The organism is Bifidobacterium sp. MSTE12 (assembly GCF_000513015.1).
Classification (GTDB): domain Bacteria; phylum Actinomycetota; class Actinomycetes; order Actinomycetales; family Bifidobacteriaceae; genus Bifidobacterium; species Bifidobacterium dentium.
This window is the reverse complement of record NZ_AZYA01000011.1, coordinates 53,728-73,723: the sequence shown is the minus strand read 5'-3', so window position 1 is coordinate 73,723 and position 19,996 is coordinate 53,728. Positions and strand designations below refer to the sequence as shown.

The 19,996-nt window shown below is 60.0% G+C and carries 15 protein-coding genes and 2 tRNA genes; 7 read left to right on the top strand and 10 right to left on the bottom strand.

Annotated elements, in window-relative coordinates; translation table 11 throughout:
• Window positions 1–22: 22 nt before the first annotated feature.
• The 6 genes from HMPREF1494_RS03245 to HMPREF1494_RS03220 are packed head-to-tail and all read left to right on the top strand — an operon-like array spanning window position 23 to window position 6,929.
• On the top strand, window positions 23–475 hold the full coding sequence (locus HMPREF1494_RS03245) for a YraN family protein (RefSeq protein ID WP_003840731.1): 453 nt from the start codon (window positions 23–25) through the stop codon (window positions 473–475).
• Window positions 475–2,001, top strand: a complete 1,527-nt coding sequence (locus tag HMPREF1494_RS03240; protein ID WP_003842387.1) for a YifB family Mg chelatase-like AAA ATPase — start codon at window positions 475–477, stop codon at window positions 1,999–2,001. The genes HMPREF1494_RS03245 and HMPREF1494_RS03240 overlap by 1 nt, the downstream gene beginning before the upstream one ends.
• Window positions 1,998–3,347 carry a DNA-processing protein DprA gene (locus tag HMPREF1494_RS03235; protein ID WP_034519509.1) on the top strand — a complete coding sequence of 450 codons (1,350 nt, stop codon included), beginning with the start codon at window positions 1,998–2,000 and terminating at the stop codon, window positions 3,345–3,347. The genes HMPREF1494_RS03240 and HMPREF1494_RS03235 overlap by 4 nt, the downstream gene beginning before the upstream one ends.
• Before the next feature lie 59 nt (window positions 3,348–3,406).
• A complete protein-coding gene (locus HMPREF1494_RS03230) occupies window positions 3,407–5,266 on the top strand; it encodes an FAD-binding protein (protein WP_003840734.1) in 1,860 nt (619 codons plus the stop codon).
• Between the two features lie 59 nt (window positions 5,267–5,325).
• Window positions 5,326–6,252 carry a succinate dehydrogenase/fumarate reductase iron-sulfur subunit gene (locus HMPREF1494_RS03225; protein WP_034519506.1) on the top strand — a complete coding sequence of 309 codons (927 nt, stop codon included), beginning with the start codon at window positions 5,326–5,328 and terminating at the stop codon, window positions 6,250–6,252.
• A 5-nt stretch (window positions 6,253–6,257) separates the two neighbouring features.
• A complete protein-coding gene (locus tag HMPREF1494_RS03220) occupies window positions 6,258–6,929 on the top strand; it encodes an O-methyltransferase (RefSeq protein WP_034519502.1) in 672 nt (223 codons plus the stop codon).
• Between the two features lie 34 nt (window positions 6,930–6,963).
• Here HMPREF1494_RS03220 and nhaA read toward each other — a convergent pair whose 3' ends face one another.
• The 9 genes from nhaA to HMPREF1494_RS03175 all read right to left on the bottom strand — a co-directional run bounded on the left by nhaA (window position 6,964) and on the right by HMPREF1494_RS03175 (window position 16,399).
• Window positions 6,964–8,343, bottom strand: coding sequence for a Na+/H+ antiporter NhaA (nhaA, locus tag HMPREF1494_RS03215; RefSeq protein ID WP_034519498.1), 1,380 nt, complete (start codon window positions 8,341–8,343; stop codon window positions 6,964–6,966).
• Window positions 8,344–8,487: 144 nt separating this feature from the next.
• Window positions 8,488–8,561, bottom strand: a tRNA-Arg gene (locus tag HMPREF1494_RS03210).
• A gap of 41 nt (window positions 8,562–8,602) precedes the next feature.
• Window positions 8,603–8,679: transfer RNA gene (locus tag HMPREF1494_RS03205), tRNA-Arg, on the bottom strand.
• A gap of 87 nt (window positions 8,680–8,766) precedes the next feature.
• Complete coding sequence (gene clpX / locus HMPREF1494_RS03200) at window positions 8,767–10,083, bottom strand: ATP-dependent Clp protease ATP-binding subunit ClpX (RefSeq protein ID WP_034519495.1); 1,317 nt, start codon at window positions 10,081–10,083, stop codon at window positions 8,767–8,769.
• A 104-nt stretch (window positions 10,084–10,187) separates the two neighbouring features.
• Window positions 10,188–10,889, bottom strand: coding sequence for an ATP-dependent Clp protease proteolytic subunit (locus HMPREF1494_RS03195; RefSeq protein WP_034519493.1), 702 nt, complete (start codon window positions 10,887–10,889; stop codon window positions 10,188–10,190).
• Window positions 10,890–10,891: 2 nt separating this feature from the next.
• Window positions 10,892–11,512: an ATP-dependent Clp protease proteolytic subunit gene (locus HMPREF1494_RS03190; RefSeq protein WP_129879411.1), complete on the bottom strand. Its 621-nt coding sequence runs from the start codon at window positions 11,510–11,512 to the stop codon at window positions 10,892–10,894.
• A 106-nt stretch (window positions 11,513–11,618) separates the two neighbouring features.
• Window positions 11,619–13,277, bottom strand: coding sequence for a peptide ABC transporter substrate-binding protein (locus HMPREF1494_RS03185; RefSeq protein ID WP_003842393.1), 1,659 nt, complete (start codon window positions 13,275–13,277; stop codon window positions 11,619–11,621).
• Between the two features lie 101 nt (window positions 13,278–13,378).
• Window positions 13,379–14,896: an MFS transporter gene (locus HMPREF1494_RS03180; protein WP_034519489.1), complete on the bottom strand. Its 1,518-nt coding sequence runs from the start codon at window positions 14,894–14,896 to the stop codon at window positions 13,379–13,381.
• A 126-nt stretch (window positions 14,897–15,022) separates the two neighbouring features.
• The gene (locus HMPREF1494_RS03175) at window positions 15,023–16,399 is read right to left on the bottom strand and encodes a replication-associated recombination protein A (protein WP_003842395.1); all 1,377 of its coding nucleotides are present in this window, start codon (window positions 16,397–16,399) and stop codon (window positions 15,023–15,025) included.
• Between the two features lie 84 nt (window positions 16,400–16,483).
• Here HMPREF1494_RS03175 and HMPREF1494_RS03170 point away from each other — a divergent pair, with 84 nt between their 5' ends.
• Window positions 16,484–19,042, top strand: a complete 2,559-nt coding sequence (locus tag HMPREF1494_RS03170) for a DEAD/DEAH box helicase (RefSeq protein ID WP_003842396.1) — start codon at window positions 16,484–16,486, stop codon at window positions 19,040–19,042.
• A gap of 11 nt (window positions 19,043–19,053) precedes the next feature.
• On the opposite strand, the gene HMPREF1494_RS03165 is transcribed toward HMPREF1494_RS03170, so the two are convergent.
• Window positions 19,054–19,965 carry a PPK2 family polyphosphate kinase gene (locus tag HMPREF1494_RS03165; protein WP_396334916.1) on the bottom strand — a complete coding sequence of 304 codons (912 nt, stop codon included), beginning with the start codon at window positions 19,963–19,965 and terminating at the stop codon, window positions 19,054–19,056.
• Between the last annotated feature and the right edge of the window lie 31 nt (window positions 19,966–19,996).

Genomic DNA, 19,996 nt, shown 5'->3' with positions numbered 1-19,996 from the left:
CCGTCTCTGTTCCACTTGAATCATGAACGGCAACATCACACCCGAGCTTCCGGTCGCGACGCCGCCATCGGAGCAACCCCTTGATTCTCTTGCACAGCGGCTGCACGACGGCACGCTATCCACCCGCCAGATCGGCGCGCTCGGCGAACAATACGCTGCCGCATGGCTTCAGTGCCGCGGCTGGCGCATTCTCGACCGTAACTGGCATTGCCGTTATGGCGAACTCGACATCGTGGCCCGCAGCGAAGCGGGTTGCATCACGTTCGTCGAAGTCAAGACCAGACGCACCCTTCGCTATGGCACCCCGCAGGAGGCGGTCACCGCTTCCAAGCAGATCAACCTGCGACATGCGGCGGTGCAATGGCTGATGGAACCCAGTCACCGCGTTCCCCATAATGGGGTGCGCTTCGACGTCATCACCGTCATCGTACGCGCAGGCAGACCGCTGGTGCATCATATCGAAGGAGCGTTCTGATGGCCATCGGCAGCGCATTGTCAGTCGGTCTGATCGGACTGAAGGCCTTCATCATCCAGATTCAGGCCTTCATATCCCCCGGCCTACCGTATTTTTCCATCATCGGACTGCCCGACACCTCACTTTCCGAGGCGAGGGAACGGGTCAAGTCAGCATGTCAGGCCAGCGGCTTCAAATGGCCCGAAACCCGTGTCACGGTAAATCTCTCCCCCGCCTCCATGCCGAAAAAAGGATCCTCGCATGATCTGGCCATCGCGGCAAGCGTACTCAGTGCATCCGGCACCATCGGGCATGATTGCTTGGCTGACACCATCGTATTGGGCGAAGTCAATCTCGACGGCACCGTACTTCCCGTCAACGGCCTGCTACCGATCATGCTGCATGCGCGGGAACAGGGCATACGGCAGGTCATCGTACCCCACGCCAACATCGACGAGGCCCGGCTCATCGACGACATCGACGTGATCGGCGTACGCCATGTGGGCGAACTCATCGAACTGATGGGAGGCCATGCCACATACCATATACCGGACACCCAGCGCGATATCGGAACCGGTATGGACGTCACCCAATGCTCTGCGCCCGGAGACATGTGCGAAGTTGTCGGCCAGGAATCGACCAAATGGGCTTTGGAAGTCGCGGCGGCCGGAGGCCACCATCTGCTCATGACCGGCCCTCCCGGCACCGGCAAGACCATGCTTGCCTCTCGCATGCCCGGCATCATGAGCCCGTTGAATGAGACGGAGCAACTGGAGATCGCCTCGATCCGTTCGCTCTGCGGCACGCTGCCCAGCTATGGCATCACTGATGTTCCGCCATTCGAAGCGCCGCACCATACCGCTTCCATGGCATCCTTGGTAGGTGGAGGAACGGGATTGGCCCAACCAGGTGCCATCACCAGGGCGCATCGTGGCATCCTGTTCATGGATGAGGCCCCGGAATTTTCCGCACGCGCATTGCAGACGCTGCGCGAACCGTTGGAGTCGGGCTACGTGGCGATCTCGCGTTCGAAAGGCACCACCTACTACCCGGCCCGATTCCAGCTCATCATGGCCGCCAACCCATGCCCCTGCGGTTTTTCCTATGGCAATGGCGAACGTTGCGCCTGCAAAGAGAAGGACCGCATCAAATACTTTAGCCGTCTTTCCGGTCCGATTCTCGACCGTATCGACATTCAAGTCGAAGTGCTGCCGGTCGACCGCATCGATTCGGGAAGCCGACAGACCGGCGAATCCAGCCACACAATCCGACTGCGGGTCATGGTGGCCCGACAGATGGCCCAGGAACGCTTCCGCGAATACGGATGGTCCTGCAACGCGCAAGCCACCGGCACGTGGTTGCGCGCCAATACCTCACATAAGGCCATCGCATTGGTCAATCGAGCTCTGGCAAGCGAGCGGCTCAGCCTACGCGGGGCGGACCGGGCCATGCGCCTCGCCTGGACACTCGCCGATCTGGCCGGCAAATCCTCCCCCGGGCCCACGGAAATGATGCAGGGAATCTCCATGCGAACGAGGTTGTCATGAATGAGACGCTCCATCCAGTCGACGAGGAGACTTTGGCAAGGGCCGTACTGACGTACTGCCTGGACAGTGCGGACGCCATGATGTATGCGCTGCTGAAGGGTACGGGCAGCGCCACCAGCGCTCTGCAACTGATCGCCGACTGCGGTCCCGGCAAACACGAAGGGGTAGTCACCGCAGCCTGCAAAGCATTGGACGCGGCCTTCATCAACGGCATCACCCGGTGGGGACGCACCATCAACGCTCGCGGCATGTCCTCATTCCATGGTTCGCTCGCGTTATGGCAACAGCGTCTGGCCACGCTGCCCTCACACGACCCTCAGCAGCTGGAATGCTGGTTCACGGCCGCGGGCACGCAGTGGATCATCGCCCCTCACCATCCCTATTGGCCATCCCAACTCGCCGATCTGTCGTTGCGTACCGACTGGGCCGCCCCACTATGCCTATGGGGGCGTGGCGACCCTGAAGCACTGGTCTCCTGCCCCAAACCGGTGGGCATAGTCGGCTCGCGGGGTGTCAGCGATTATGGTCGCCAGTGCGCGTTCGAACTCGCCCGTCAAGCGGCCCGAGCCGGACATACGGTCGTGTCCGGTGGCGCATTGGGCACGGATGCCGCCGCCCACTGGGGAGCGTTGGCCGCCATGGATGAGGTCGGTGCCGGCATCAGCGGCAGAACCGTGGCGGTTTTCGCCGGAGGGCTCAACCACATCGGCCCGAAGAGCAACGCGCGGCTGTTCGAACGCATCGTCGACGGCAAAGGCGCCTTGGTTTCCGAACTATGCCCTGCGACCATTCCGGAGGCACGACGTTTTCTCCTACGTAACCGACTCATCGCCGCATTGTCGTCAACGGTGATCGTGGCGCAGGCACGAGCCAGGTCAGGAGCCCTGAACACCGCCGGATGGGCCGGCGAGCTCAATCGCGAACTCTACGCCGTTCCCGGAGACGTCACCATGCCCCACAACACCGGATGCAACCGGCTCATTCAGGACGGCAAGGCGTCAATCGTCTGCTCGCTGAGCGACATCGGCGAACTGTGCCATGAGGCACATCGGCCGCATATCACCGCATCGTCGAAAACCGAAGACCTCCCGCCATCCGACGACCCGGACCACTGCAAGGAAGACGATGGCACGAACACGGCCGGCAACGACATCCTGCATGCCATTCGCGTATGCCGCAGCCGTTACGGCACCGTGTCGGCCGACGGCATCCTCGACATGCTGAACGAATCGCATCCGGACGAATACTCCATCGCGGCGATCATGCAGGAGCTTGGCGCATTGGAGCTTTCCGGCATCATCACCATGGAGGCGGGGCGGATCGCCATCGCATCCGGCGGTGCGTAAGGTCGCGATCCACACGAGGGCTCTGCCGTTTCGTCGTACCTTGTGCGAGAATCGTTGGTATGAGTCCGAAGCATGTTGAAGATCTGTATGATGCGGTAATCGTAGGAGCCGGCGCGGCGGGCCTGTCGGCGGCGTTGGGAATGCTGCGCAGCGAACAGATGCGCGACCTGAAGGCCAGAGGCATCGACCCGAACATCCTAGTGGTTTCCAAACTCCAGCCGTTGCGTTCGCACACCGGTTCAGCCGAGGGCGGCATCGCCGCCAGCCTGGGCAATGTCGAGAAAGATGACTGGCACTGGCATTATTTCGACACCGTCAAGGGCGGCGATTGGCTGGTGGATCAGGATGCCGCCAGTCTGCTCGCCCAAGAGGCCCCCGCCACCGTCATCGCGCTCGAACATGCCGGCGTGGCATTCTCCCGTACCGAGGACGGCCATATCGCCCAGCGTCGTTTCGGAGGCCATACCAAGGATTTCGGTAAGGCACCCGTCCGTCGTGCCGCCTATGCGGCCGACCGCATCGGCCACCAGATCCTGTTCTCGCTGTGGCAGCAGTGCGTGGCCGAAGGCATCGAATTCGCCGAGGAATGGTATGTGACCGACCTGGTCGTCTCACAGGACGGTTCGAAGGTCGAAGGCGTGGTGGCGTTCGACACGCATAAGGGTGTGGCGCATGCCATTCATGCACGCAATGTGCTTATCGCCACCGGTGGTGCGGGACGGTTGTTCCACACCACCTCGAATTCCTGGGATCTGACAGGCGATGGCATGGCATTGGCGTTGACTGCCGGGCTGCAGCTTGAGGACGCCGAATTCGTGCAGTTCCATCCGACCGGGCTCGCGCATACGGGCATTCTGCTGTCCGAAGCGGCTCGTGCCGAAGGCGGCGTGCTGCGCAATGCCGATGGCGAGGCTTTCATGGAACGTTACGCGCCAGGGCATGCCGATCTGGCCGCCCGCGATGTGGTAAGCCGCTCCATCATGGCCGAAATCGACGCGGGGCGAGGAGTCGCTGATCCGAAGGATCCGGAAGGCCCGAAGGATTGCGTATGGCTCGATATGACCGGCATCGAAGCCCGGCACATGCACGAGGTACTGCCTCAGGTGGTCGAGACCATTGAGAAGTACGCCGACCTCGATCCGACCGTGCACTACGTACCGGTCAAGCCGACCGCGCATTACACGATGGGCGGCATGCCCGTAAGTACCGATGGCGAGGTCTACCGCTGGCACGATGACGAACGTCATACGGTCGCGGGACTGTTCGCCGCCGGCGAATGTTCCTGCGTATCCGTGCATGGCGCGAACCGACTGGGAGGTAACTCCCTGCTGGACGCCTGCCTGTTCGGCACCCGTTCCGGTCAGGCGATGGCGGCACGCATCGTCAATGATCCGGTGAATGATCCGATGGCTGAGGAACCGATGGAAGATGCCGGAGTCGACGTCGTGGAGCGAACGGCCTCCGCACGTACCGCCGAGATTAAGGATCTGCTGGTGACGGCACCGGAAGATGACGAAGCAGGCCGGGACAATCCATATCAGCTGATGGCCGATCTGGGATCGGTGATGGAGCGCGCCGTCGCCGTACGTTGCGACGAGGACGGCATTGAGCGGGCGCTCACCGTACTGCATGACGAGCTTGAGCCACGGGCCGAACGGTTGCACGCGCATTCCGATGCACCGACCTTCAATCAGGAGATTACCGCCATCTGGGAGGTGCGTCATCTCATCGAGCTGGGCGAAGCCGTACTGAAGGCCTCCGATGCACGCCATGAATCCCGAGGCTCCCTGAAGCGCCTCGACTTCCCTGAACGCGACGACGAGCATTTCCTCGCCCATTCCATGGTCGATGCGGACGGTCAGGTCTCCTGGCAGCCCGTGCATATTGTGGACATGCCGCCAAAAACCCGTGAATATTAGTGTTTCTGGGCACAGCATATGGCAAACTGGTTGACGGTTTTCATCGGAAAGGCGGGTACATGAGCGATATGGGAAACGGCGTGAGCACGGTGACATTGCGCGTGAATCGGTTCGCTCCGCGCCCGGATCGCGACCGCGGTCGTGGCGGCAGCCCGTTCGCGAAGAAAAGCTCACCCTTCGGCGACTCGGGCGCATCGTCGCGGCGCCGTCCTCGCGGCAAACAGTGGGTGCAGGACTATACGTTGAATGCACGCCCGGAAGATACGGTGCTTGATTGCCTGCTGAGCATCAAACGCACCATCGACCCGACGCTCGCCTTCCGCTACTCCTGCGGCCATGGCATGTGCGGATCCGACGCCGTGGCCATCAACGGCACCCCCACCCTGTTGTGCACTGCGACCATCAAGGACTGGGCCAAGCAGCCGAATAGCTCCATGGTTGATGACGAAGGTTTCCGCCATACGGGAGATGCCGTGGCGGTCGAAGACGGTGCCGCCGATGATTCCGGCAGTCTCGGCGTCATCGAGTTGGCACCATTGCCGGGCTTTCCGGTACAGCGCGACCTGATCGCCGACATCGATCAGATGCTTGACCAGATCAGAAGGCTCAAGCCATATCTGCAGGCGAACGGTGAGCTGGCCACCACCGCCGAAGGTAAGATCGATGCGTTCGAATATCTGCAACGCCCCGAACAACTCGCCAAATACGAACAGCTGAGCAACTGCATTGCGTGTGGTACCTGTGAGGGTAGCTGCCCGGTATATGCCGGCGGCGAAGCCTTCATCGGTCCGGCCGCACTCATCACCGCCTCCCGTTTCATCAACGATTCACGAGATACACAGGCCTCTGCGCGTATGGATGCCATCGATTCGGCCGACGGCATCGCAGCATGCCAGTCGGTGCGCGCCTGTAGCCGTGAATGCCCACGTGGCATTGACGTCGGTGAGGAAATCTGGCAGCTGATCGCCCAAATCAAGGAACGCTGAAAGTCATGGATAGAACGTCGTACACCAATCTCGCCAAAGCCTGGGAGTTTGTTGAGGATCATGCGTTCTCACGCCAGTCCGTCGAGCTGAATGCGGTGCGCACACGTGCCGAGGAGACTGGTATCGCGCAGGGGTCCGCCGCTCAGGCCGAGCTGTTGCGCGTACTGGTGCATATGATTGGCGCCTCATCGGTAATCGCCGTCGGCACCGGTTCCGTAGTGGAGACATTACAGCTGGTCAACGGTTTGGAAAACGGTGGCCAACTGACCGCCGTCGATTCCTCCTCCCAAGGCATTGCGCTCATCCGTACTTTGTTCAATCACCTATCCGATGAGATTCAGACCACGCTTCGTGCGGTGAACGCGCCGGCGGGAGTGTTTCTGCCGCGGTTGAATGCCGAAACCTACGATCTGATTGTCGTTGCCGGCGATCCAGGTAACTATGACGCTTCCTTTGAACAGGCGCCCCGCCTGCTCAAATCCCATGGTGTCATCGTCTTCACCGACATGCTGGCTTTCGAATCGGCCGAATCCGCGGGTGGCGTACTGAATCCCGCCAACAGGGACGCCAAATCCGTGGCCATGCGTACACTGCTGGAAACCGTGGAATCCGACGAACGTTTCGTCACCACGCTCACCCCTACCGGCACCGGTCTTCTTGTAGCCGTCAAACGATGACACCGTGTCGGCGCCCGGCAACGGGCGCCGCGTATCACTTCGTCTCGTTCCGCGTGCCAATCATCTGGCTGACGGCAATGGTGCCGTCTTCGAGCACGGTTTCAACCTCATCATCGGTGCCGTCATCGGCATACCGGTCGTCCGTTTCGGAAGACTGCCGTTGTGCGGCCTCAAAGCGCTTGGACTGACGACTCAACAGAATGCCTGAGATCACCGCCGCGATCAATGAGGCGATCAGTACGCCAAAACGGCTTTCCGCCGACAGTTCGGCATCCTGATATGCCAATGAGGCGATGAGGAACGATACGGTGAATCCGATGCCGCACGCGCATGCCGCCGGAAACATGTCACGCACACGAAGCCCTTTGGCCATCCTAAGGCCGGCCAGATGCGTGGACAGCCATGCGGTGATCATAATGCCCAAGGGCTTGCCCACCACAAGAGCCACTATCACGGCGATTACCACCGGTGAGACGAACAGCGCCCAAGTCAACGATTCGAAATGCACGCCGGTGGCGAATAGGGCGAAGATCGGCAAGGCCAACAGTGCGGAGAACGGCTGCAGCTTATCCGCATACCGTTCCGCACGTGGGCTTTTCTCGCCAAATCGTTCACGGGCCGGGGTGAGCAGTCCCACCAACACACCGGCAAGTGTGGGGTGAATGCCCGCTTCAAACATCATGACCCATGCAAGGATGCCTACGATGGCCACGGCAAGCCACGGCACCTTCTGCATACGCACCAGAAAATACCAGGCGACCGCGCATGCGGCGATGCCGATGAACCAGTACCAAGCGTTTACCGACGAGAAGAACACGGCGATCAGAATGATGGCCAACAGATCGTCCACCGTGGCGAGAGTCATCAGGAATGCACGGATGGAACCTGGCAGCGCCTTGGCGAACAGGGCAAGCACGGCCAGCGAGAATGCGATGTCGGTGGCGGTGGGCACCGCCCACCCATGAGACATCTCACCGAAGGAAAAATCGGTGCCGGAAGCGATGACCAGCTCCCCCGCTCCGCCAGGGCCGAAATGCGCGAACAACGCGATGACCGCGATGAACAGTACCGGCGGAACGAGCATGCCTCCCACCGCACACAGCATCGGCACGGCCGCGGCCTTCGGATTGGACAGCGATCCCGTGGTAAGTTCTTGTTTGAGCTCAAGACCGACCGTCAGAAAGAATACGGTCAGCAAACCATCCTGCACCCAATGTCCGAGTCCCATGTCGATGTTGGTGCGCGGAATCGCTATACGGAATTCCTCAAGTTGTTCGAAGGCGTGCGCCGTGAATGGCAGGTTGGCGAGCAGCAGACCGGCAAGGGCGAAACCGAGCATGATCAGGCCGGATATGCGGTCGGAGGCGGCGATGCGCCGTATGGTCACCCAAAGTCCTTGCTTTTCTGCGGTCATTATGCTCCTTGTCTGCGTTCTCAATATGGCCAAATCGTACGTAAAAATGCCGTACACCAGTGTACCGAACACCCTTGGCGTTGACTGTGAGCATACCTCTGAGAAAAAAGAAAGCCTCCAACGCATTCGCGAAGGAGGTCCTTGTGCGCGAGACAGGATTCGAACCTGCGACCTGCTGATCCGTAGTCAGCTGCTCTAATCCGCTGGGCTACTCGCGCAACATCATCTCATTTGTTTGCGCCGCCTGATGATCGGCGGCTGGTGCGCGAGACAGGATTCGAACCTGCGACCTGCTGATCCGTAGTCAGCTGCTCTAATCCGCTGGGCTACTCGCGCAACGTTGCTTGTTTTTGGCAACTCGAATAAGATACACCCAAACACCCTTGAGTCAAAATTTCGGCGTGTCGCTGCGATTCACAGGGTTCAGGCCGCTTTACGCCGAGGAATCTCTTGAGTCGGGGTGCGCAGAAATTTCGGAGTGCCGGTGCCATGCACCGAGGCGGCGTCCACGATCACTTCCGACACATCGTCCAGACTAGGCAATTGGAACATCGTACCTTCCAAGGTCTTTTCGATGATGGAACGCAGTCCTCGGGCGCCGGTGCCGCGACGAATCGACGTGGCCGCGATCTGCCGCACCGCTTCCTCGGTGAACGTGAGCTTCACACCATCCACGGCGAACAGCTTCTGATATTGCTTGACCAGCGCATTTTCGGGCTGGGTGAGGATGCGGGCCAGGTCGTCTTCGGTAAGCTCCTCCAGCACGCTCACCACCGGTAGACGCCCGATGAATTCGGGAAGCAGACCGAAATCGGCCAGATCGTCGGCGCTGGCCTGCGCCAGCAACTCACGTTTGGGTACCTCATGGTCATGCCAAGCCGCACCGAAACCGCTTTCCCTGGCACCAAGACGCTGCGCCACGATATCGTCCAGCCCTACGAAGGCGCCACCGCAGATGAACAGGATGTCGCGGGTGTCGATCTGCACGGTTTCCTGTTCGCGGTGCTTGCGTGTGCCTTCCATCGGCACCGACGCCATGGTGCCTTCCAGAATCTTGAGCAACGCCTGCTGCACGCCTTCACCCGATACGTCGCGGGTGATCGAGGTGTTCTCGCCGCTTTTGCGCGCGATCTTGTCGATTTCGTCGATATAGACGATGCCTTGCTGTGCACGCGCCACGTCACCGTCCGCAGCCTGGATGAGGCGCTGCAACACCGTCTCCACGTCGTCTCCCACATAGCCGGCTTCAGTGAGCGTGGTGGCGTCGGCGATGACGAACGGTACGTTCATCACTTTCGCCAGCGTTTGCGCCAGATAGGTTTTACCCACGCCGGTCGGTCCCAGCAGCAGGATGTTCGACTTGGCTACCTGCACGTCAGCCAAAGGATCGGACTGATTGCGCCGCGTGGCGGAATCAGCCAACTCGGCAGATTCGCGCATCTCCATGTTGACACGCTTGTAATGGTTGTATACGGCCACCGACAGCGTGCGTTTGGCCGCCTCCTGCCCTACCACATAACCGTCGAGGTAGGCACTGATCTGCGCCGGCTTGGGCAACTGCAACGTATTGATCTGAGCGTCTTTGACACGTTCCTCGGAGATGATGTCCACGCACAGTTCGATGCATTCGTCGCAGATGGCCGCACCCGAACCGGTGACCAGCTTGCGTACCTGATTCTCGGACTTGCCGCAGAACGTGCATCTTGGCGCTGCGTCGTTGTAGTCGACCACACGTCCCATTCGCACCCCTTTTCGAAATCCTTGTGTTGAGAAAACACAATACCCCTGCCGGTTGGGTGCAGGGGCATTGATTTGTGAAGATATGCTCGGACCGATACGAACCGTCAGGAACGATGCTCGAGCACTTCGTCCACGATGCCGTATGCTTTGGCTTCGGCCGCGGTCAGGAAGGTGTCAACCTCGATATCCTTACGGATCTTCTCCACGTCCTGCCCGGTATGCTTGGCCAACGTGTCTTCCAGCCATTCGCGCATGCGTAGCATTTCCTTGGCTTGGATTTCGATTTCCGTAGCCTTGCCGAAACCTTGGTCGATGGCCGGCTGATGGATGAGCACGCGGGCGTTCGGCAGCATCAGCCGCTTGCCCTTGGTACCGGCGGCCAGCAGGATGGCCGCCGCGGAGGCCGCCTGGCCCAGGCACACGGTCTGCACGTCCGGTTTGATGTACTGCATGGTGTCGTAGATGGCGGTCATGGCCGTCATCGAACCACCCGGAGAGTTGATGTACATCATCACGTCACGATTCGGATCCTGGCTTTCCAACACCAGCAACTGGGCCATGATGTCGTCGGCGGAGGTGTCATCCACCTGCACGCCCATGAAGATGATGCGATCTTCGAACAGGCGGGTGTACGGGTCCTGCCTCTTGAAGCCGTATGGAGTCTTCTCTTCGAACTGTGGCAGCACATAACGGTCTTGCGGGGCGAATGCGGCCTCGCGTGCGACGCGCGTCTGAAAGCCAACCACGCCGGTCGGGCCGGCAAGATGCTCGGCGCGGGCTACGAACTGTGCTTCTTCGCTTGCCATAATCACTCTCCCTTGGTGGCGCTCATCGTGTCGTGCGTGGAAACGAGCTTATCTACGAAGCCGTACTCCAACGCCTCCTGCGCGGTGAACCAGTGGTCGTATTCGTTGTCGCGGTAAATCTCCTCGACGGTGTGGCCGGTCTGCTCGGCGATCAGCTCGCTCATGGTCTTCTTCATGTCCATGATGAGTTCGGCGTTGATGCGCACGTCAGTGGCGGTGCCACCGATGCCACCGGACGGCTGATGCATCAGCACGCGGGCGTGCGACGTCAGGAATCGCTTGCCCTTGGTGCCGGAGCTCAGCAGGAACTGCCCCATGGACGCGCACATGCCCAAGCCCACGGTCGCCACATCGGGCTCAATGAGCTGCATGGTGTCGTAGATGGCCATGCCTGCGGTGATGGAACCACCCGGGGAGTTGATATACAGCCAGATGTCCTTCTTCGGGTCCTCTGCGGCCAGCATCAGCATCTGTGCGCAGATGCGATTGGCCATATCGTCCTTGACTTCCTCACCCATCCAGATGATGCGGTCCTTCAGCAGACGATTGAAAATCGGATCGGTGGGCCCTGCCGGCATGTCTTCGCCGGCCATAACGGGCAGGGGTGCACTTAGGTTGCTCACCTTGTCTCCTTTTCAGTGTTTTCTATAGTTCTTCAGCCTACCGCTTCGAAGCGACGGGTGTGTGATTTGCGCCTATGGTGGAGTCTCCGTCACGCTGCTGAAGGTGTTATTTGACGATGGTGTTGTACTCCGGGACTCCCATGTAGTTGTAGTCCACCTGCACGCCTTTGACCGCCGCCGCGGTGACGTTGGTATACCACAGTGGAATCACCGGCAGGTCTTCCAAAAGCACGCGTTCGCTTTGTCGGTACAGGCTCACCGCCTTGTCCAGATCGGTTTCGGCCGAGGCCTGGTCGATCAGTGCGTCGAACTGGTCGCTTTTGTAATCGCCGTTGTTCAGGCCTTTGCCGTCAGCCGCCGACGAATCGTACGCCTGCACCAGGTAGCCTTCCGGATGCGGGTAGTCGGACTGCATGCCCGACTTGAACGCCGCGTTGACGGTGCGTTCCTGAATCGCGCTCTTCAATTCCTTGGACGTGGCGAATGGGTAGCTTTCGGAGTTGATGCCGAGCGTGTTGCGGATGGAGTTGGCCGCGGCCTCCACCCATTCCCTGTCGGTGCCGTCGGCGCTGTAGGCGATGCGGAAGGTGCCGTCCCATGGCGAGATGGCGTCCGCCTTGGCCCACAGCTCCTTGGCTTTCGTCTCATCGTATGCCAGCACGCCATCGGTGTCGAGATTGGCGTCATACCCCTTGATCACCGGCGCAAGGAAGTCCGTGGCCGGGGTCACGGTGCCACCGAAAATCGCCTTGGCGATATTCTCACGGTTGATGGCATGTGCGATGGCCTGGCGGCGGTATTTGCCTTCCTCGCCTTGAAAATGCTTGAGGTTCTGGGCAATGGTGAAGGCCGAGAACGCCGGGCCTGGCTTGCTGACCGCGGTGATGGATGTCTCGCTCCGATAGGTTTTCAGCGCGGAAGTCGGAATGGCGTCAAGCACATCGAGATTGCCGGCCAGCAGATCCGAGTAGGCCGCGTCGAGGCTCTGGTAGACCTTGAAGTCGATACCGGCATTGCTGGTCTTGCGTGGACCGGTATAGGAGGCGTCACGTTCGAGGATGATTTCCTCGCCGCCCTTGTACGCCTTCAGCTTGTATGGACCGTTGCCTATCGGTTTTTGCCCATATTCCTTGGGATTCTCGATCACTTCAGATGGCATCGGCAGGAAGGCGATGTCTCCGATCTTGTACAGGAACGCCGAGTTGGGCGCTTTGAGCGTAACCTTCAATGTGGTGTCATCCACCACGTCGAGGCCGGATAGTTGGGCGGTCTTGGAGCCTTTCTCATCCTGCAACTCGTCATATCCCCGGATGTCTTCGAAAATGGAGGCCCCCACCTGCCCATTGGCCGCATTGGCCGCGAATGACCAGCTCCGCGCATAGGTCTTGGCAGTGATCTTCTCGCCATTGGAGAACGCCAGATCCGGTTTGATGACGATCGTGTATTCGGATGCGTCATCGTTCGGAGTGATCGATTCGGCCTCGACAAGCGTTTCGTTGCCCGATGCGTCGAAAGTGACCAACCCGTCATATAGCTGACTGACGATCTTCCATCCGGACATATCGCTGGTATCGCTGGGGAGTAGGCCGTTGGACGGCTCGGTGATGTTGACGCTGACCACCTTATCGATGCTGGCGATCTCGGTCTTGGAATCCTTCGCCTCCACGGAACCGCAACCTGCCAGCAGCGCGACGATGGAAAGCGCTGCCGCGACTGGCTTGAACAATGCCGTGGTGATGCCGTTATGCGGGTATCCGGGTTTCATATCCTGTCCTCTCGATTAGACGGTAGAGACAGATTAGCAAGCCCCGATTCCCTTACGAAGCGCCCACTTCACATTACGCTACAGGCGTTTTCCATGGCACGTTATCGACGCTTCGAACCGATACGGAACGCCACGATCAGGCAACAGATGGCGATGGCGACGATGGCGATCATCGTGGCGAAGGTCCACCCTCCGCCTACGGCCGTGGCATGGCGGAAAGCGTCGCTCCCCTCCTTGCCGGCTCCGGCCTGGGCCACTGCGAGAATCGTGGAAAACAGCGCCGTTCCGGCTGCACCGCCGAACTGCAGTCCGGTATTGAACACGGCGTTGCCGTCCGGCATGAATACGGGGTTGATATGGTTCAACGCGTTGGTCATGATGTTCGACAATCCCAGCGAATAGCCGAGTCCGAAAATGAAATAGAAGCCCGCCAGCATCGCCGGAGTCAGATGCATCGAGAATGCCAACAGCAGAACCGGACCGCAGATGGCCGCGCAGAAGGCCCCGAGAATCGGACGGAACGCGCCGAATCGGTCGTAGAGCATGCCGCCTACCGGTGCGAAGAAGGCGCCGATCAGTGCGCCCGGCAACACCAGCGCACCGGCGACGAAAGCGTTCGTACCAAGCGAAAGCTGAGCCAGATTGGTGATGACATAGCCGAATCCGATGCCGACGATCGGCAGGATCATGTAGGCGATCAGATGCAACAGCACCATCGGATCGCGTAACCAACCGAGACGTATGAGCGGTGAGAAGGAACGCCTCGAGGACCAGCCGAAGAACGCCAGCGAACCCAGGCCGACGATCAGGCTGATGACCGCGATGGCGGTCGAAGGCAGCGCACTGCCGCCACCGACCGCGGCACCGATGGCCACACCGGCCTGGTTGAGGAACATCACCAGACCGCATAGCGACAATACGATCGCCATGAACTGCAGCGGATTCAGGTGCGCCTCTTCGATCGGACGATGCTGTTCGATGCACCGCAAGCCTACCGGCAACGAGATCAGCAGAATCACCGGAATCACGATGACGAAAATCGCACGCCATGGCAGGATGCTGGAAATGGCGCCGCCGACGGTGGGACCGATGGCTGGGGCCACGGTGATGACGAGCGATCCTACGCCCATCAGACGTCCGACCTTGGTGCGCGGAGCCTGCTCGAGGATGATGTTGATCATCAACGGAGTCGCCACGCCCGATCCGACGCCCTGGACCACACGTGCGACGAGAATCACCGGGAACGCATGGCCGAAGATCATGATCAGCGATCCCAACACCGCGAGCGCCACCGCGGCCAGAAATAGCGTGCGGTGCCTGAACTTGCGGTTGAGGTAGGAAGACAATGGCATGGTGGAGGCCACCACCAGCAGGTAGATGGTGGTGATCCATTGCACGGTGGCGGTATCGACGTCGAATTCCCTCATGAGTTGCGGGAAGAGCACGGTCATTACCGTCTCGGTGAGAATGCCGATGAACGCCAACGACCCTACTGCCACGATGGCTCCGATGAGTTTGCTTGGGATACGTTCATCTGGGGTGGGATTGGCGACCGTCGTGTTATGTGTTATTTCGTTGCCTGATGATTCGTTGCTCTTTACGATGTTCTCTGCTTCCATATTTCCCTGTCTGCGCACTTTTTCCTACGACCAAGTGCGATGGCCGTTGCCGGAAAGCCATCTAGCAGTGTAGCGGAGGCCCTGACCGTTTTCGACACGCTTTCACCGCCGGCCCACTTGGGTCGCCTATTGCTGCGTCTCATCCTCGTCATGCAGAATCCGGCGGATTTTCTCCAGCCGCGGCTTAACCTCATGTTCGTAGCCACGGTCGTTCGGATGGTAGTATTCGCGGCCTTTCAATTCGTCGGGCATGTACTGCTGCGGAGCCACCGCACCCGGCCAGTCATGCGCGTATCTGTACCCTTCGTGGTTGCCCCAGCTTTTCATCAGGGCCGTCGGCGCATTGCGCAAGTGCAGTGGCACCTGCCCGATCAGCCCCGCATCCACGTCGGCGAGCGCTGAATTGATGGCGTTGTAGCTGGCGTTGGATTTCGGCGCGGTCGCCACGGCGAGCGCCGCCTCCGCCAGAATGATGCGCGCTTCCGGCATGCCGATCATGGCTACGGCCTGTGCGGCCGCCACGGTGACCTGCAGAATCTGCGGGGCGGCCATGCCCACCTCTTCCGAGGCTGCGATCATGATGCGGCGGGCGATGAAGCGCGGGTCCTCTCCGGCACGCAGCATACGAGCCAGATAGTGCATGGTGGCGTCCGGATCGGAGCCGCGCATGGATTTAATGAATGCTGAGATCACATCGTAATGGTCGTCGCCGTCCTTGTCATAACGCACGGTGGCCACATCCATGACCTTCGATACCACGTCAGGCGTGATGACAGGTCGTTTCGCGCCCTTCTTACGCTCCTTGTCCCCGGTGAGCGCACCCGCGGCCGCCTCGAGGATGGTCAGTGTCTTGCGTGCGTCGCCACTGGCCATGCGGATGATTTCATCCACGGCGTCATCGCGGATTCGCACCTCGTTGTTCAGCCCTCGCTCGTCTTCGACGGCACGGTTGATGAGGGTTCTCAGATCATCCGGTTCCAGCGATTCGAGTTTGACGACGACCGACCGGCTCAGCAGCGGTTTGATGACGGAGAAGCTCGGATTCTCGGTGGTCGCCGCGATGAAGGTCACGTCGCGGTTCTCCACGCTGGGCAACAGCGCATCCTGCTGTGATTTAGAAAAACGATGCACTTCGTCGATGAACAGCACCGTCTCCCTGCCTTCGGCGACCAGTCGGTCGTGCGCACGCTTGAGCACGTCCCGCACGTCTTTGACACCGGAAGTCACGGCTGACAGCTCCTCGAATACACGACCGGACTGCTTGGCGACGATGTAGGCGAGTGTGGTCTTGCCCACCCCGGGAGGCCCGAACAGGATGATGGAGCTCGGCGCGGTAAGCGATTTCCTGGAAGCTGGATTCGCGAGTCTGCGCAGCGGCGAACCCTCTCCCAGCACACGCCCCTGCCCGACGACCTCATCAACCGTTGACGGGCGCATGCGCACGGCCAGTGGTCTCGTCATCTCCTCCGGCGCCTCCATCGCACCGAACAAATCCTCAGTCATGAAGCCAACTCTACTCCAACGAGGCACAAAATTCGAACACACGTTCGACACGCGCGTTCGTAACCCGTCGGTAGACTTGCAGCTATGGCAGACGATACGAACTATGGCTCGTTGGGCGCGTTGGCGCCGCGTTGGGACGAGGGCGAACGCAACATCGATACGGATGAGATCTACGAACGTTTCTTCGATTGGGTGGCGAACGTCAAGGGCGTCGAACCGTGGCCGCATCAGGAAGAGGCGATCATGGATCTTCTGGCGGGCGACCATGTGATTCTCAACACCCCGACCGGTTCCGGCAAGTCGTTGGTGGCTCTCGGCATGCATTTCGCGGCTCTGTGCACGGGACGGCGTTCCTACTACACGGCTCCGATCAAGGCGCTGGTCTCCGAGAAGTTCTTCGATCTGGTCGAGGTGTTCGGCCGTGAGCATGTCGGCATGATCACCGGCGACACCCACATCAATGCGGATGCGCCGATTATCTGCTGCACCGCCGAGATTCTCGCCAATCAGGCATTGCGCGAGGGACGGCATGCCGATGTCGGATGCGTGGCGATGGACGAGTTCCATTACTATGGCGATCCCGAACGTGGTTGGGCCTGGCAGGTACCGCTGTTGACCCTGCCGGATACGCAGTTTCTGCTGATGAGCGCGACACTCGGCAACGTCGATGCCATCGCCGACAGGCTGGAAGGCATGACCGACACGGATGTCGATATCATCGCCGATGCGCCCCGCCCGGTGCCATTGACCTACGAATACACGCTCGACCCGTTGGAAAAGACGGTGGAACTGGCATTCGGCAAAGGCGAGACGCCGATCTACGTCGTGCATTTCTCTCAGGATGCGGCGTTGGAGACCGCCAATGCGCTGGCAAGCACGGGCGTGTCCAGCAAGGAGCAACGCAACGCCATCGCCGAGGCCATCAAAGGCACGAAGTTCACCACCGCATTCGGCAAGATCCTGCAACGCCTGCTGCGTACGGGCGTCGGCATCCATCATGCCGGCATGCTCCCCCGCTACCGCCGTCTGGTCGAACAGCTCGCCCAGCAGGGGCTGTTGCCGGTGATCTGCGGCACGGATACGTTGGGGGTCGGCATCAATGTGCCGATTCATTCCGTGGTGTTGACGGCTTTGACCAAGTTCGATGGCACGAAGATGCGCAGGCTGCGCGCCCGCGAGTTTCACCAGATCGCAGGTCGTGCGGGCCGTATGGGTTTCGACACGGAAGGCCTGGTCATCGCCGAAGGCCCCGAATTCGAAATCGAGAACGCCAAGGCACTCGCCAAGGCCGGCAACGATCCGAAGAAACTCAAGAAGGTCAAGCGCAAAAAGGCACCGGAAGGTTTCGTGACATGGAACGAGAGCACATTCGACAGACTCATCGACGCCGCACCGGAAACATTGGTGCCGCATATGAAGATCACGCATTCGATGGTGCTGAACGAAGTGGAGCAGGGCGGCGACGCACGCTACCGCGTGGATTGTCTTATCGACGATTCCGCGCAGAGCCCGGAGCAGAAGGAACGTCTGCATGCGCGTGCCGACGAGATCTTCCAGACACTGTTCGACACGAACGTGATCGAGACCGAAGACCGTGACGACGGTGGTAAGAACTATTTCATGACCGTCGACGTGCCTGACGATTTCGCACTCGATCAACCGCTGAGCCCGTTCCTGCTGGCAGCCTTGGAGCTGCTCGATCCGGAGTCGGAAACGTATGCGCTGGATGTGATCTCCATGGTGGAAGCCACGTTGGAGGATCCCAAGCAGGTGTTGCGCGCGCAGGAACGCCAGGCGCGCGATGAGGCGATGATCCGCATGAAGGAGGACGGCCTCGACTATGACGAACGCATGGACCGCTTGCAGGAAATCACCTATCCCAAGCCGTTGGAGGACATGCTGCAGGCCGCATTCGACGAATATCGCCATGATGTGCCTTGGGCGAACGATTATTGGCTGAGCCCGAAGTCAGTGGTGCGAGACATGGTCGAGACGGCTTCCGATTTCACCGGCTACATCGCCCGCTATGCCATCGCCCGTTCCGAGGGCACGCTGCTGCGTTACCTGTCCGACGCCTACCGTGCATTGGCCCGTACCGTACCGGCCGAGAAACGTGATGAGCAATTGCATGACATCATCTCATGGTTGCGTGTGGTGGTACGTTCCATCGATTCGAGTCTGGTTGACGAGTGGGAGAATGCCGGGGCCGATGCCGAAGCCGCCGAAGCCGCCGCGAATCTGGCGGCTCCCGGCACGAGGAACGCCGTGGTTGAGGATCGTCGTGGCCTTACCGTGCTCATACGCAACGCCATGTTCCGCCGAGTGCAACTCATGGATCTCGACAGACCCGAAGAGTTGGGAGCTCTCGACAAGGACTGGGGTTATGGCGTGCACGAGTGGGAGGACGTGCTTGACGACTTCTACGACGAACACGAGTATGTGAACACCGATGCGAAGGCGCGCAGCGGCGAACTGTTCATCCTTGACGAAAGCAAGGAGAAAGACGAACACAGCTGGAAAGTACGCCAGATCATCGACGATTCCGACGGCGACCATGATTGGGCCATCACCGGCGTGGTCGACTTGGATGCCACGCAATCCAGCGGCGAGGTCGTATTCTTCGACTATTCCGTCACCAACTGACCGTCACGCCGTCACATGTCGTTGAGTCGACGTCGCATTTCGTCGGCGTCGACTTCGAGCGGCGGCCAGATCATATTCATGTTCTTGAGCGTATTGCGCAACAGTTCGGAGACCACCGCCCTGGAATACCAGCGGTTATCGGCAGGTACCAGATACCATGGCGCCTGCTCGGTACTGGTTTTCACGAATACCTCCTGCCAGGCATCCATATAGTCGTCCCAGCGTTCACGCGCCTCAAGATCACTGGGATCGAATTTCCAATATTTGGTCGGATCGTCCAGTCGGCTCAGGAAATGCCTTTTCTGCTCCTCTTTGCTGACCACGAGGAAGATTTTGATAATGGCGCAGCCGTCGGATACCAACTGCGATTCGAAACGGTTGATTTCGTCGTATCGGGGCCGCCATACCTCTTCCGGATAGGTGCGGTGGACATGCGGCATGACGACATCCTCATACTGGGATCGGTCGAAGATGGCGATCCAGCCGTTCTTGGGCAACTCACGTTTGATACGCCACAGATAGTCGTGATCGAGCTCCTCGCCTTTGGGAGCTCCGAAACCGTGATAGTGCATGCCCATCGGATCGCCTTGGCTGAACACATGCCGTACGATGCCACCCTTGCCCGAGGCATCCATGCCCTGCAACACGATGAGCAGGCGCCTACGTGACCCCTTCACGCCGTTGGCATACATCAATCGCTGGTATCGTGCGATTTCCGCGGAGCTGATGCCGATGAACCGTTCCGCATCCTCCTTGTTGCCGTCGAATCCCGGCGTGGAATCGCCGTCAAGTTCGGCCACCTTCGTATCGTGGTGGAATCGCAACAGCTGCCCGGGAGGCAACGTCCACACCGAACTCAGCAATTCGCTCGCCTTGGCTACGTTCGCCAAGCCTTCCGCCACCGAATCGGAACGTTCTCCCATGTCGAGTCGTTCCTCCACTTTGTTGAGCGTT

Bases quoted from the DNA above. Each gene is read 5' to 3' on its own strand.
- HMPREF1494_RS03165 (WP_396334916.1), bottom strand. From the start codon at position 19,965: ATGGGAGAACGTTCCGATTCGGTGGCGGAAGGCTTGGCGAACGTAGCC.
- HMPREF1494_RS03245 (WP_003840731.1), top strand. From the start codon at position 23: ATGAACGGCAACATCACACCCGAGCTTCCGGTCGCGACGCCGCCATCG.
- HMPREF1494_RS03225 (WP_034519506.1), top strand. From the start codon at position 5,326: ATGAGCGATATGGGAAACGGCGTGAGCACGGTGACATTGCGCGTGAAT.
- HMPREF1494_RS03230 (WP_003840734.1), top strand. From the start codon at position 3,407: ATGAGTCCGAAGCATGTTGAAGATCTGTATGATGCGGTAATCGTAGGA.
- HMPREF1494_RS03180 (WP_034519489.1), bottom strand. From the start codon at position 14,896: ATGGAAGCAGAGAACATCGTAAAGAGCAACGAATCATCAGGCAACGAA.
- nhaA (WP_034519498.1), bottom strand. From the start codon at position 8,343: ATGACCGCAGAAAAGCAAGGACTTTGGGTGACCATACGGCGCATCGCC.
- HMPREF1494_RS03235 (WP_034519509.1), top strand. From the start codon at position 1,998: ATGAATGAGACGCTCCATCCAGTCGACGAGGAGACTTTGGCAAGGGCC.
- HMPREF1494_RS03240 (WP_003842387.1), top strand. From the start codon at position 475: ATGGCCATCGGCAGCGCATTGTCAGTCGGTCTGATCGGACTGAAGGCC.
- HMPREF1494_RS03185 (WP_003842393.1), bottom strand. From the start codon at position 13,277: ATGAAACCCGGATACCCGCATAACGGCATCACCACGGCATTGTTCAAG.
- HMPREF1494_RS03195 (WP_034519493.1), bottom strand. From the start codon at position 10,889: ATGGCAAGCGAAGAAGCACAGTTCGTAGCCCGCGCCGAGCATCTTGCC.
- HMPREF1494_RS03170 (WP_003842396.1), top strand. From the start codon at position 16,484: ATGGCAGACGATACGAACTATGGCTCGTTGGGCGCGTTGGCGCCGCGT.
- HMPREF1494_RS03220 (WP_034519502.1), top strand. From the start codon at position 6,258: ATGGATAGAACGTCGTACACCAATCTCGCCAAAGCCTGGGAGTTTGTT.
- HMPREF1494_RS03175 (WP_003842395.1), bottom strand. From the start codon at position 16,399: ATGACTGAGGATTTGTTCGGTGCGATGGAGGCGCCGGAGGAGATGACG.
- clpX (WP_034519495.1), bottom strand. From the start codon at position 10,083: ATGGGACGTGTGGTCGACTACAACGACGCAGCGCCAAGATGCACGTTC.